General features: G+C 70.8%; 12 protein-coding genes. 5 read left to right on the forward strand and 7 right to left on the reverse strand.

All coding sequences use genetic code 11. The annotated features are described in order from the left end of the window. Nucleotides 1-38 precede the first annotated feature (38 nt). Complete coding sequence (locus RI578_RS19475; RefSeq protein WP_310872261.1) at nt 39-497, reverse strand: DUF2867 domain-containing protein; 459 nt, start codon at nt 495-497, stop codon at nt 39-41. Nucleotides 498-554: 57 nt separating this feature from the next. After that, nucleotides 555-1349 carry a carbon-nitrogen family hydrolase gene (locus RI578_RS19480; protein ID WP_310872262.1) on the reverse strand — a complete coding sequence of 265 codons (795 nt, stop codon included), beginning with the start codon at nt 1347-1349 and terminating at the stop codon, nt 555-557. Between the two features lie 218 nt (nt 1350-1567). Between RI578_RS19480 and RI578_RS19485 the strand changes: the two genes are divergently transcribed. After that, nucleotides 1568-2392 carry a maleylpyruvate isomerase family mycothiol-dependent enzyme gene (locus RI578_RS19485; RefSeq protein ID WP_310872263.1) on the forward strand — a complete coding sequence of 275 codons (825 nt, stop codon included), beginning with the start codon at nt 1568-1570 and terminating at the stop codon, nt 2390-2392. Nucleotides 2393-2501: 109 nt separating this feature from the next. Here RI578_RS19485 and RI578_RS19490 read toward each other — a convergent pair whose 3' ends face one another. Beyond that, nucleotides 2502-3812: an MFS transporter gene (locus tag RI578_RS19490; RefSeq protein WP_310872264.1), complete on the reverse strand. Its 1311-nt coding sequence runs from the start codon at nt 3810-3812 to the stop codon at nt 2502-2504. Beyond that, nucleotides 3809-4459, reverse strand: a complete 651-nt coding sequence (locus RI578_RS19495) for a GntR family transcriptional regulator (RefSeq protein ID WP_310872265.1) — start codon at nt 4457-4459, stop codon at nt 3809-3811. Before RI578_RS19495 ends, RI578_RS19490 begins: the two co-directional genes overlap by 4 nt. A 206-nt stretch (nt 4460-4665) precedes the next feature. Between RI578_RS19495 and RI578_RS19500 the strand changes: the two genes are divergently transcribed. Continuing rightward, the gene (locus tag RI578_RS19500; protein ID WP_310872266.1) at nt 4666-5643 is read left to right on the forward strand and encodes a D-alanyl-D-alanine carboxypeptidase; all 978 of its coding nucleotides are present in this window, start codon (nt 4666-4668) and stop codon (nt 5641-5643) included. A 177-nt stretch (nt 5644-5820) separates the two neighbouring features. Continuing rightward, on the forward strand, nt 5821-6798 hold the full coding sequence (locus tag RI578_RS19505; RefSeq protein WP_310872267.1) for a Bro-N domain-containing protein: 978 nt from the start codon (nt 5821-5823) through the stop codon (nt 6796-6798). A gap of 79 nt (nt 6799-6877) precedes the next feature. Here RI578_RS19505 and RI578_RS19510 read toward each other — a convergent pair whose 3' ends face one another. Genes RI578_RS19510 through pdhA form a run of 3 tightly spaced genes read right to left on the reverse strand, consistent with a single transcriptional unit; the run spans nt 6878 to nt 10569 of the window. Continuing rightward, on the reverse strand, nt 6878-8326 hold the full coding sequence (locus RI578_RS19510) for a dihydrolipoamide acetyltransferase family protein (protein WP_310872268.1): 1449 nt from the start codon (nt 8324-8326) through the stop codon (nt 6878-6880). Nucleotides 8327-8336: 10 nt separating this feature from the next. Beyond that, nucleotides 8337-9302 (reverse strand): alpha-ketoacid dehydrogenase subunit beta, encoded by a 966-nt coding sequence (locus RI578_RS19515; protein ID WP_210960166.1) that lies wholly within the window; start codon nt 9300-9302, stop codon nt 8337-8339. A gap of 16 nt (nt 9303-9318) precedes the next feature. After that, nucleotides 9319-10569: a pyruvate dehydrogenase (acetyl-transferring) E1 component subunit alpha gene (gene pdhA / locus RI578_RS19520; protein WP_310872269.1), complete on the reverse strand. Its 1251-nt coding sequence runs from the start codon at nt 10567-10569 to the stop codon at nt 9319-9321. 323 nt (nt 10570-10892) lie between these two features. Between pdhA and RI578_RS19525 the strand changes: the two genes are divergently transcribed. Beyond that, complete coding sequence (locus tag RI578_RS19525) at nt 10893-11549, forward strand: response regulator transcription factor (protein WP_310872270.1); 657 nt, start codon at nt 10893-10895, stop codon at nt 11547-11549. A 94-nt stretch (nt 11550-11643) separates the two neighbouring features. Further along, nucleotides 11644-12051, forward strand: coding sequence for a pyridoxamine 5'-phosphate oxidase family protein (locus RI578_RS19530; protein WP_310872271.1), 408 nt, complete (start codon nt 11644-11646; stop codon nt 12049-12051). Nucleotides 12052-12109: the final 58 nt, after the last annotated feature.

Here is a 12109-nt window from a genome sequence, read left to right on the forward strand (position 1 = left end):
GATGCGTGACGCGTGGCAGGCGGGCCCCCGGCTGCGCCTCACCCCGCGCGGCGGACGGCGCGGCCGAGGAGCAGGGGCACGGCCAGGTGGTGCACCGGTGCGGCCAGGGACCACAGCGCCCGGCCGGCCCGGCGCTCGTAGCGCACGTACGTCGCCCAGAGCAGCCGTGAGCCGTCGAGGGTCAGCACGTTGCGGACGGTCAGCGACGGGGCGCGGGCCTCCAGGTCGAGCCGGTCCGGGCCGGACTCCAGCATGCGCCACCCCACCACGTGCCGCGCCGAGGACCGCGGTCCCAGCCGCAGACCGAGCACGCCGGCCCAGCCCGTCCGGATCAGCTCCCGCAGCACCGCCGGGATGTCCTCGAAGCTGGCGCGGGCCCATTGCTCGGGCGTCAGCCGGGGCAGTCCGGCAGTCGGGAGCTCGAACGCCGACGCGAAGTGGGTGCCGGCGGGGTCCACCCGGACACGGCGGATGGCTGGGGTACCGGTTGGTGCCATGCGCGGGAGTCTAGGGCCGGGAGCCGGGCCGCACACCGGGTGTCCGGGGCGCCCTCGCTAGCGCCGCGGCGTCGAGAGCCCCAGCACCCGGTCCTTGAGTGCCGGGAACTGTTCCCTGGTCCGCGCCACCTTCGCCGGGTCGAACTCCACCGTGAGGACCTCCTCGTCCGCGCCGGCCTCCGCCAGCACCTCGCCCCACGGATCGACCACGATCGAGTGACCGGCCTGCGGAACTCCGGCGTGCGTCCCGGCCGTTCCACACGCGAGGACGAACGCCTGGTTCTCCACCGCCCGTGCCTGCGCCAGGAGCGTCCAGTGGGACCGGCGGCGCTCCGGCCAGCCCGCCGGGACGACGAGGGTCTCGGCCCCCGCGTCGACGAGTGAGCGGAAGAGTTCGGGGAAGCGGAGGTCGTAGCAGGTCGCCACGCCGAGCGTCGTCTCCGGCAGACGGACCGTCACCGGCTCGCGCCCCGCGCCCATCAGCACGGCCTCGCCCTTGTCGAAGCCGAACCGGTGGATCTTGCGGTAGGAGGCGGCCAGGTCACCGGAGGGAGAGAAGACGAGAGAGGTGTTGTACAGCTGTCCGTCGGAGCCACGCTCGGGGACCGACCCCGCGTGCAGCCACACGCCCGCGTCGCTCGCCGCCTTCGCCATCGCCTCGTACGTCGGACCTTCGAGCGGCTCGGCCTGCGAGCCGAAATCCTCGAAGGCGAACGCGCCCGTGGTCCACAGTTCCGGCAGTACGACGAGGTCGGCGCCCGCCTGATCCCGTACGAGCGCCGCCGCTCGCACACGGCGTACTTCCGCCGACTCGTCCTCGTTCACAGCGATTTGGAGCAAAGAGGCGCGCACACTACCACCGTCCTGGCATTCGAGCCGTCCACACGGGCCTACGATCGTCACACGAAAGCACTGCCGGGGTGCCGCACAGCAGCGTAACTTGGGGGTCCTCCCGGATCGAAGGCAGCCGAGAGCCGGGGGAGTCCCAAGCCGACGCCGACCGCAGCCACCTCCCACTGGCACCGCCGCCACAACCCGCCCGTGTACCGACCGCCGAGGGGTCCCGTTCCGTGAGTCTGCATCCCACCCTCCAGCCCTACGCCGACGCCTGGACTCACTCCATCGAGGCGATATCCGAGCTGGTTCAGCCGCTTGTGGAGGCAGAGTGGAACCGCCGCACCCCCTGCCCGGGCTGGTCGGTGCGCGACATCGTCTCCCACGTGCTGGGGCTGGACTCCGAGATGCTGGGCGACCCGCGCCCCATCCACACGCTCCCGCGCGACCTCTTCCACGTCACCAATGACCATCAGCGCTACATGGAGATGCAGGTCGACGTCCGCCGCCACCACACGGCACCGGAGATGACGTCCGAGCTGGAGTACATGATCATCCGGCGCAACCGCCAGCTGCGGAACGAGTCGCGCGACCCCGGCACGAAGGTGCGCGGCCCGCTCGGCACCGAGCTGACCCTCGGGGACGCGATGCGCCGGCACGCCTTCGACGTCTGGGCGCACGAGCAGGACCTGCGCACGGCCCTCGGCCGCCCGGGCAACCTCGACTCACCCGGCGCGCACGTCGCCCGTGACGTGCTCCTCGACGAACTGCCGGGGGTCGTCGCCGAGCGCGCGGACGCCCCCCGCAGCTCCGCGGTCGTCTTCGACGTCCACGGCCCGGTCGAGTTCCTGCGCACCATCCGCGTCGACATCCAGGGCCGCGGCACCCTGGAAACGGCCCCCGCCCTCGGCCCCGCCGCCACCCTCACCCTCGACTGGGAGACCTACGTCCGCCTGGCCTGCGGCCGCGTGACCCCGGAAGCCGCGGCGGACCGCATCAAAACGGAGGGCGACCAGGACCTGACGGCGGCGATCCTGCGGAATTTCACGGTGACGCAGTAGCACCGGTAGTGAAACCAGCCCGTCCGGCGTTTGAGGACGAGGCCGTTCAGGCCGAAGCGGGGGTCTGGGGGCGGCAGCCCCCAGCAAGGCCCGCCCCCACGCCGGGCACCTACACAGGCACGTGCACCGTCTCCACCCGGCTCGCGACCAACCGCTCCCGCTCCCTGCGTGCCGCCCGCTTCCGCAACCGGAGAATCTGCGACACCCCGACCGCCTGAAGCACGAACACGGACGAGAACGCGACGGTGTAGTCGTCCCCGGTCGCGTCCAGCAGCACCCCCACCGCGAACAACGTGGTCATCGACGCCACGAAACCGCCCATGTTCGTGATCCCGGACGCCGTCCCCTGCCGCTCCGGCGGATTCGCCGGCCGCGCGAAGTCGAAGCCGATCATCGACGCCGGCCCGCAGGCGCCCAGCACCGTGCACAGCACGACGAGGAGCCACATCGGCGCGTGGTCGGCCGGGTAGGCGAGCGTCGCCGCCCACAGGAACGCCGTCGCGCCCACCGTGCCGAGCGCCAGCGGCAGCCGTGCCGCGTGGTGCCGGGCGATGATCTGGCCGTAGACCAGGCCGACCGTCATGTTGGACAGCACGACGAGGGTGAGCAGCCCGCCGGCCGTGGCCCGGGACAGCCCCTGCGCCTCGACCAGGAACGGCATCCCCCACAGCAGCAGGAACACCATCGCCGGAAACTGGGTGGTGAAGTGCACCCACAGCCCGAGCCGTGTCCCCGGCTCCCGCCAGGACGTGGCGATCTGCCGCCGTACGTACGCGGCCCCCTGGTGCGGCAGCGGCTCCGGCTCGTGCCCCTCGGGGTGGTCCTTCAGGAAGAGCAGCAGCAGGACGAAGACGACCACGCCCGCCAGCGCACTGCCCGCGAACGCCGCCGTCCAGCCGATGCCGTGCAGCAGTCGGGCGAGGACCAGGGTGGAGACCAGGTTGCCCGCCATGCCGACCAGTCCGGCGAGCTGGGCGACCATCGGCCCGCGCCGGGCCGGGAACCAGCGGGTGCCCAGCCGCAGCACGCTGATGAACGTCATCGCGTCCCCGCAGCCGAGCAGCGCCCGCGAGGCGAGCGCCATGCCGTACGACGGGGAGAAGGCGAAGCCCAGCTGCCCGACCGTGAAGAGCACGACGCCGATGCCCAGCACCTTCTTCGTGCCGAGCCGGTCGACCAGCAGGCCGACGGGTATCTGCATGCCGGCGTAGACCAGCAGCTGGAGGATGGAGAAGGTGGACAGGGCGGAGGCGTTCACGTGGAAGCGGTCGGCGGCGTCGAGGCCGGCCACCCCCAGGGACGTGCGGAAGATGACGGCGACGAAGTAGACGGCGACGCCGATGCTCCACACGGCGATCGCGCGCCGTCCGCCCGGCGGATCACCGGGCAGGGTCTTCCCGGCCGACGTGGCCGAACTCATCGGGCCTCCCCCCGGGCCAGGTGCGAGAACCAGCCCACGTGCCGGTGGACCACTCCGACGGCCGCCTCCGCGTCCCCGGCGCGCAGCGCGTCGAGGATCTCCTCGTGCTCGGCGAGGGTCTTGGCGATCCGGTCGGGGTGGGAGTGCATGACGGCGACGCCCATGCGCAGCTGGCGGTCGCGGAGCTGGTCGTAGAGGCGGGAGAGGATCTCGTTGCCGCCGCTGCGGACGATCTCGGCGTGGAAGCAGCGGTCGGTGACGGAGGCGGCGGTGAGGTCGCCGGCGGCGGCCTGCTCCTTCTGCCGGGCGAGCAGTTCCTCCAGCCGTTCGACGAGGCCGTGCGGTGCGGGTACGGCCTTCCTGGCCGCGTGTTCCTCGACCAGCAGCCGGGTCTCCACCACGTCCGCGATCTCCTGCGCGGAGACGGGCAGGACCAGCGCGCCCTTCTTCGGGTAGAGCCGGATCAGACCCTCGACCTCCAGCCGGAGCAGCGCCTCGCGCACCGGCGTGCGGGAGACGCCCACGGCCTCGGCGAGCTCGCCCTCGGTGAGCAGGGTCCCGCCCTCGTAGCGGCGCTCCAGGACGCCCTGCTTGACGTGGGTGTAGACGCGGTCCGCCGCCGGTGGTTGCTTCACTGCCGTGGTCATGCCGACAGGATAGATACAACAGGGACGCAAGACGGGGCCCGTCCAGCATGCGGACCCACGGCCACCCATCAGGAGGACCCCGCGCCCCACCCCGACCACCGCACAACCATCCGTGCTATTCACGTGTCGCACAGACGCGGCCGAAGCCTTACCGACCACAACTCGGCCGCGCTCCAGGGGAATTCACCACAATCGGGGTATTCAACGTGATAAACACCATTCACGGCATCCGGCTCCGCAAAGCCGTCGCCGTCGCCCTGACCAGCGGCGCCGTACTCGCGACCGGAGCCCTCTCCACCGCACCCGCACAGGCCGCGCCCGTACAAGCCGCACCCGTACAAGCCGCGCCCGCGCAGGCCGCGTCAGCCGCGCAGGCCGGGCCCGCGCGGGCCGCCGCCGCGCCCTCGATCGTCGCCAAGGGCGGCTTCGTGATGAACAACGCGAACGGCAAGTCGCTCTACACCAAGGCCGCGGACACCCGGCGTTCCACCGGCTCCACGACCAAGATCATGACCGCCAAGGTCGTGCTCTCGCAGCCCAAGCTGAACCTCGACGCCAAGGTCACGATCCAGATGGCGTACAGCGACTACATCGTGTCGAAGAACGCCTCCTCCGCCCGCCTGATCGTCGGCGACAAGGTGACGGTCCGCCAGCTGCTGTACGGGCTGATGCTGCCGTCCGGCTGCGACGCCGCGTACGCGCTGGCCGACAAGTTCGGCTCGGGCAAGACCCGGGCGGCCCGGGTGAAGTCGTTCATCGGCAAGATGAACTCCACCGCCAAGAGCCTCGGCCTGAAGAACACCCACTTCGACTCGTTCGACGGCATCGGCAACGGCAAGAACTACTCCACGCCGCGCGATCTGACGAAGCTCGCGAGCAGTGCGATGAAGAGCTCCACCTTCCGCACCATCGTCAAGACGAAGAAGTACACGGCGAAGACGGTCACCAAGAAGGGCGGCACCCGCACGATGGCGCCCTGGACCAACACCAACACGCTGCTCGGCAGCTACAGCGGCGCCATCGGCGTCAAGACCGGGTCGGGCCCGGAGGCCAAGTACTGCCTGGTCTTCGCCGCGACCCGAAAGGGCAAGACCGTCATCGGCACGGTCCTGACCTCCTCGTCCTCGTCCCAGCGCGCCAAGGACGCGACGAAGCTCATGAACTACGGGTTCGGCAGGGTCTGACACGCACGAAGCCGTCCGAAGGGGCTCACCTGTGCCGGTGGGCCCCTTCGCCATACACCCGACCCATCGGCCGGCGCAGCGGTTCTGGATCATCTTCGCTCGCAGTCGTGAACGTCCCGGAGTCCGCTGGCATATGCCTCCGTTCCGGCCCTACGTTCCGCGACGGAGGTGGTTCATATGAACGAACCCAGTAAGCGGCGGAACTCCGCCGAGCGGCACGAGGCGATCGACGTCAACGATTTCGTGTACGCGGCCACCGGCGCCCGAGTACGGAGGCTGACCATGCCGGACGGAAGCCACTGGTTTCCGGCGGTGGACGTGTGCAAGGAACTCGGCCACACCAACTCTCGGAAAGCTCTCGCAGATCATGTTCCCGACGAGCACCGAGAGATGCTCGAGACCGTAACTGGAGGTTACGGTCTCAGCGTTCCCGCAGGTAGGGGGTGGCGTCGAGACTTGCACGTCATCTCTCTCCAAGGTCTCATCCTCCTCGTCAACGCCTGCACCAAACCGGCCTGCGCCCCCTTCAAGCAGTGGGTCGCCGAAGTCATCGAGACCGTGCAGCGCGAGGGTTCGTACTCTCTGGACGAGGCCGAAGTGCAGCCCGCCACACCCGGCGCGCCCATCGCCTACGCCATGCCGGACCAGGTGGCCGAGGCGATCGTCCGGCTGGAGGCGCACAATCTGCGGCTGGACGAGGAGCTGGCCGAGGGCCAACGTACGTCGATCGCGTTGCAGAAGGAGATGCTGTCCACGCAGCAGGCCACCCTCGCCGCCCAACAGGCCACCCTCGCCGTGCAACAGGCCATGGTGCACGCCTTGGAGCGCATCGCGGACCGGTTCGACACCCTGGTCCTCCACCAAGGGGGAACCCTCGGCCATCTCGCCCCGGCACCCACCACGGAGTCCGTACTGGCCGACTGGCGGCAGCGGTTGTCCGTGACGGAGGACGTGTGGACGGTCGCCCTGGTCATCGCACCGGTGCTCGTCGAGAAGGGTGAGCTGCGGGAGCCGCTGGAGTCGATCGCCGCCCGTACGGGGCTCTCCGTGCGGCGGGTCAACGAGTGCCTGCGGCTGCTGCGCACCCACGCCTGCATCCGCTCGCGGGGCGGGGCCGAGAACGGGGCTCCGGTGTACGTGCTTCATCAGGCCTGAGCCGGGGCACAGCAGAAGGGGCGTCGCAACTCCAACTTGCGGCGCCCCTTCCGTCATGAACCTACCCGGTACGCGGCTCTCACGCCCAGGTGAGCAGGCGCTTGGGCTGTTCCAGAATCGCCGCCACGTCGGCGAGGACCTTGGAGCCCAGCTCGCCGTCGACCAGGCGGTGGTCGAAGCTCAGCGCCAGGGTGGTCACCTGACGCGGCTTCACCTTGCCCTTGTGCACCCACGGCTGGAGCTTGATCGCGCCGACCGCGAGGATCGCGGACTCGCCGGGGTTGAGGATCGGCGTGCCGGTGTCGACGCCGAAGACGCCGACGTTGGTGATGGTGACCGTGCCCGCCTGCATCGCGGCCGGGGAGGTCTTGCCCTCCCGGGCCGTCGACACCAGCTCGCCCAGGGAACCCGCCAGCTGCGGCAGCGTCTTGGCGTGGGCGTCCTTGATGTTCGGGACGATCAGGCCGCGCGGGGTCGCCGCGGCGATGCCCAGGTTGACGTAGTGCTTGACCACGATCTCCTGCGCCGCCTCGTCCCAGGAGGCGTTGACGTCCGGGTTGCGCTTGATGGCGACCAGCAGGGCCTTGGCGATCAGCAGGAGCGGGTTCACCCGCAGGCCCGTGAACTCCTTGTCCTGCTTCAGCTCCTCGACCAGCTTCATCGTGCGCGTCACGTCGACCGTCACGAACTCGGTGACGTGCGGCGCCGTGAACGCCGAGCCGACCATCGCCGCCGCCGTCGCCTTGCGGACGCCCTTGACCGGGATACGGGTCTCGCGCGCCGAGTCGTACGACACCGCGGCCGCCGGGGAGGGGGCCGCCGGGGTGGCCGCGGCGGGTGCCGCCGGTGCCGCCTCGGGCTCCGGGGCCTGTGCCGGGGCCACCGCCGCGTGCACGTCCTCGCGCGTGATGATGCCGTCCGGGCCGGTCGGCGCGACCGTGGCCAGGTCGACGCCGAGGTCCTTGGCCAGCTTGCGCACCGGGGGCTTGGCGAGCGGACGCCCTCGGGTGACGGCCGGTGCGGACCCGTGGCCGTTCATCTCGGCCTGGATCGCGGCGGAGGCGGCCGAGGCCTCCTGGGCCGGGGCCTCCGCGGCCTTGCGAGGGCGGCGGCGGGTCGAGGAGGTGGACACCCCGTAGCCGACCAGGACCGGCTGGCGGCCCTCCGGCTTCTTCTCCTCGGCCTCGGTCGCGGCCGACTCGGTCGCCGTGTCCGCCGTGCCCCCGACAGGGGCCTGCGCCGGTTCCGGCGCGGGCGCCGCCGCCGCGTCGCCGACGGCCACCGCGATGATCGACGTGCCCACGTCGACCGTGGTGCCCTCGGGGAAGTGCAGCTCGCGGACCACTCCGTCGTAGGGAATGGGCAGCTCGACGGCGGCCTTGGCCGTCTCGACCTCGCACACCACCTGTCCGTCGGTGACCGTGTCACCGGGCTGGACGTACCACTTGAGGATCTCGGCCTCGGTGAGTCCCTCGCCCACGTCGGGCATCTTGAACTCGCGTACGGACCCTTCGGTCATTGTCGTCACGACCCTCTCCTCAGTACGCCAGCGAGCGGTCGACGGCATCCAGCACCCGGTCCAGATCGGGCAGGTACTCCTCCTCCAGGCGGGCCGGCGGGTACGGGGCGTGGTAGCCGCCGACCCTCAGCACCGGGGCCTCCAGGTGGTAGAAGCAGCGCTCCGTGATGCGGGCCGCGATCTCCGCGCCCGAGCCCAGGAACACCGGCGCCTCGTGGACCACGACCAGGCGGCGGGTCTTCTCCACCGACGCCTGGATCGTGTCGAAGTCGACCGGGGAGATCGAGCGCAGGTCGACGACCTCCAGGGAACGGCCCTCCTCGGCCGCCGCGTCGGCGACCTCCTGGCAGAGCTTCACCATCGGGCCGTACGCGGCGAGCGTGAGGTCGCTGCCCTCGCGCACCACACGCGCGGTGTGCAGCGGGCCCGGGATGGCCTCGCTGTCGACCTCGCCCTTGTCCCAGTAGCGCCGCTTGGGCTCGAAGTAGATCACCGGGTCGTCGCTCTGGATGGCCTGCTGCATCATCCAGTACGCGTCCGCCGAATTCGACGGGGAGACCACCTTCAGGCCCGCCACGTGCGCGAACAGCGCCTCGGGGGACTCGGAGTGGTGCTCGACCGCGCCGATGCCGCCGCCGTAGGGGATGCGGATGACGACCGGCATCTTGACCTTGCCCAGCGAGCGGGCGTGCATCTTCGCCAGCTGGGTGACGATCTGGTCGTAGGCCGGGAAGACGAAGCCGTCGAACTGGATCTCCACCACCGGCCGGTACCCGCGCAGGGCCAGGCCGATGGCGGTGCCGACGATGCCGGACTCGGCCAGTGGGGTGTCGATGACCCGGTCCTCGCCGAAGTCCTTCTGGAGGCCGTCGGTGACCCGGAAGACGCCGCCGAGCTTGCCGACGTCCTCGCCCATGATCAGGACCTTGGGGTCGGAGTCCAGCGCGCGGCGCAGCGATTCGTTGATCGCCTTGGCCAGTGCCATCTTTTCCGTCGCCATGTCAGACCCCCTCGGCCTCTGCGAACGACGCCTGGTAGGCGGCGAACTGGGCTCGCTCCTCGTCGACGAGCGCGTGCCCGTCCGCGTACACGTTCTCGAAGATGGCGAACCGGTCCGGGTCCGGCATGGCACGGACCACTTCGCGCACTCGTTTGCCCAACGTCTCGCTCTCCGCCTCCAGTTCCGCGAAGAATCCCTCGTCCGCGTGGTTTGCGGACTCCAGGAAGCGGCGAAGGCGCAGGATCGGGTCCTTCGCCTCCCAGGCGGCGCGCTCGTCGTCGTGCCGGTAGCGGGAGGGGTCGTCCGAGGTGGTGTGGGCGCCCATGCGGTACGTGTACGCCTCGATCAGCGCCGGGCCCTCACCGCGCCGCGCCCGCTCCAGCGCCCACCGGGTGACCGCGAGGCAGGCCAGCGCGTCGTTGCCGTCGACGCGGACGCCGGGGAAGCCGAAGCCCTGGGCGCGCTGGTACAGCGGGACGCGGGTCTGCTTCTCGTTGGACTCGGAGATCGCCCACTGGTTGTTCTGGCAGAAGAAGACGACCGGGGCGTTGTAGACGGCCGCGAAGTTGAACGCCTCGCTGACGTCGCCCTGGCTGGAGGCGCCGTCGCCGAAGTAGGCGATCACGGCGGAGTCCGCGCCGTCCTTGGTGATGCCCATCGCGTAGCCCGTGGCGTGCAGCGCCTGGGAGCCGATGACGATGGTGTAGAGGTGGAAGTTGTTGCTGTTGGGGTCCCAGCCGCCGTTGTTCACGCCGCGGAACATGCCGAGCAGGTTGGTCGGGTCCACCCCGCGGCACCAGGCGACGCCGTGCTCGCGGTAGGTCGGGAAGACGTAGTCGTCCTCGCGGGTGGCCCGGCCGGAGCCGATCTGGGCGGCCTCCTGGCCGAGGAGCGAGGCCCACAGGCCCAGCTCGCCCTGGCGCTGCAGGGCGGTGGCCTCGGCGTCGAAGCGCCGGGTGAGCACCATGTCGCGGTACAGGCCGCGCAGCTCGTCGGGGGTGATGTCGGCGACGAACGCGGCGTACTCGGCGTAGGCCGAGTTCCTGGCGGGCTCGACGCGTTCGCCCTCGGGTGTCAGCAGCTGCACCAGCTCCGTCTCGGATCCCTTCTCGGCGGCAGCGGTGCGGGTAGTGCGCTTGGTGCCGGTGGTGCCGGCCTTGGCGCCCGTGGCGCCGGCCTTGGTGCCGGTGGTACCGGTCGCCTTGCTTCCGGCGCTGCGTCGCGGCTTGCGCGCGGCAGTGCTCTCGGTCACGTGTGCTCCTCCGTCGGTCCGGCCCCCGGGTTCGCCGGAAGCCAGTGCGGCTCACCTGCGGCCCGGCGGTCGCACAAGGGTGGGTGCGGCCCGATCGGGAACAGGCGTGACAGGTGCCCCGGCGAGCGCCCTGCGAACAGCACGTTACCCAGTGCTCCACATTTCTGTGAAACCCCACCTGACCTGCGTTTTTACTCGGATTTCCAAGTAAATTGGCGAAGTACGGAAGTTTTACTGGTCACAGCCTCGCAGGGGGCCGGAACAACGGCACGTTATCCCGGCCACCCCGGGCACGGGAAGAGTTGGTGTGTGAGACTGAGCCCGTGCGCGAAGACGGAAAAATCCGGGTATTCCTCCTCGACGACCACGAGGTCGTCCGCCGGGGCGTGCACGATCTGCTCGCGGGCGAGGCCGATATCGAGGTGGTCGGCGAGGCCGGCACGGCGGCGGAGGCCCCGGCCCGGGTGGCGGCCACCCGTCCGGACGTGGCGGTGCTGGACGTCCGGCTGCCGGACGGCAGCGGCGTGGAAGTGTGCCGCGAGATCCGCTCCCGCGACGAGACCGTCCAGTGCCTCATGCTGACCTCCTTCGCCGACGACGAGGCCCTCTTCGACGCGATCATGGCGGGCGCCTCCGGCTACGTCCTCAAGGACATCCGCGGCGCCGAGCTGCTGAGCGCCGTACGGGAGGTGGCACGGGGGAAGTCCCTGCTCGATCCGGCGGCCACGGCGCGCGTACTGGAGCGGCTGCGCGACGGCGGCACCCGGACCGACGACCGGCTCGCCCGGCTCACCGAGCAGGAGCGGCGCATCCTGGAGCTGATCGGCGAGGGGCTGACCAATCGCACGATCGGCGAGCAGCTGCACCTGGCCGAGAAAACGATCAAGAATTACGTGTCGAGTCTGCTGGCCAAACTCGGCATGCAGCGGCGTTCCCAGGCGGCCGCGTTCGTGGCCCGGCTGCAGGCCGAGAACCGCTGAGAGACGCGGGCCGGGCTTATTCGGGACCTACGTCCCCTCATGCCGGGGCGGGCGACTCTGTTCCCGTCACCTCCCGCTCCCGCACGGTAAGGCCATGCCCTCCGACGAACAGCTCGCCGTCGGCCTGCTCGGCCGCACCGCCCACGGCCGTGCGGCCACCAGCCTGCGTGCCCTGCCCTTCCTCGCCTTCGCACGGCACATCGTGGCCGACGGCCGGGTCCTGCTGCGCATGCCCAGGAGCTGCGGGTACCACCAGGTGTGCGCCGGGAGCGTCGTCGCGTACGGCGCCGACAACCTGAGCTCCGCCGGGCCCGGCGAGAGCCTGTGGACCGTGCAGGTCGTGGGCCGGTGCGACGTCCACGAACCGAGCGCCGACGAGATCGACCGCTTCGGCCCCGCGCCCCGCGAGGTGGACGGCGAGCCCTTCGAGCCGGTCTACCTGCGGATCGAGCCGCAGTTCGGCTCCGTGCACTTCACTGACGGCGCCGCCGGGTCTCTGTGACGCCCCGGAAACGCGACGCGCGTGTGCAGCCCGTTTCCGGGCCGCACGCGCGCGTGGA

The organism is Streptomyces sp. BB1-1-1 (assembly GCF_031597775.1).
In the GTDB taxonomy this organism is placed as follows: Bacteria; Actinomycetota; Actinomycetes; order Streptomycetales; family Streptomycetaceae; genus Streptomyces; species Streptomyces thinghirensis.

Excerpts from the sequence above, each read along its gene's own strand:
- RI578_RS19475 (WP_310872261.1), bottom strand. The coding sequence starts at position 497 with ATGGCACCAACCGGTACCCCAGCCATCCGCCGTGTCCGGGTGGACCCC.
- RI578_RS19495 (WP_310872265.1), bottom strand. The coding sequence starts at position 4,459 with ATGACCACGGCAGTGAAGCAACCACCGGCGGCGGACCGCGTCTACACC.
- RI578_RS19490 (WP_310872264.1), bottom strand. The coding sequence starts at position 3,812 with ATGAGTTCGGCCACGTCGGCCGGGAAGACCCTGCCCGGTGATCCGCCG.
- RI578_RS19515 (WP_210960166.1), bottom strand. The coding sequence starts at position 9,302 with ATGGCACTGGCCAAGGCGATCAACGAATCGCTGCGCCGCGCGCTGGAC.
- RI578_RS19505 (WP_310872267.1), top strand. The coding sequence starts at position 5,821 with ATGAACGAACCCAGTAAGCGGCGGAACTCCGCCGAGCGGCACGAGGCG.
- RI578_RS19530 (WP_310872271.1), top strand. The coding sequence starts at position 11,644 with ATGCCCTCCGACGAACAGCTCGCCGTCGGCCTGCTCGGCCGCACCGCC.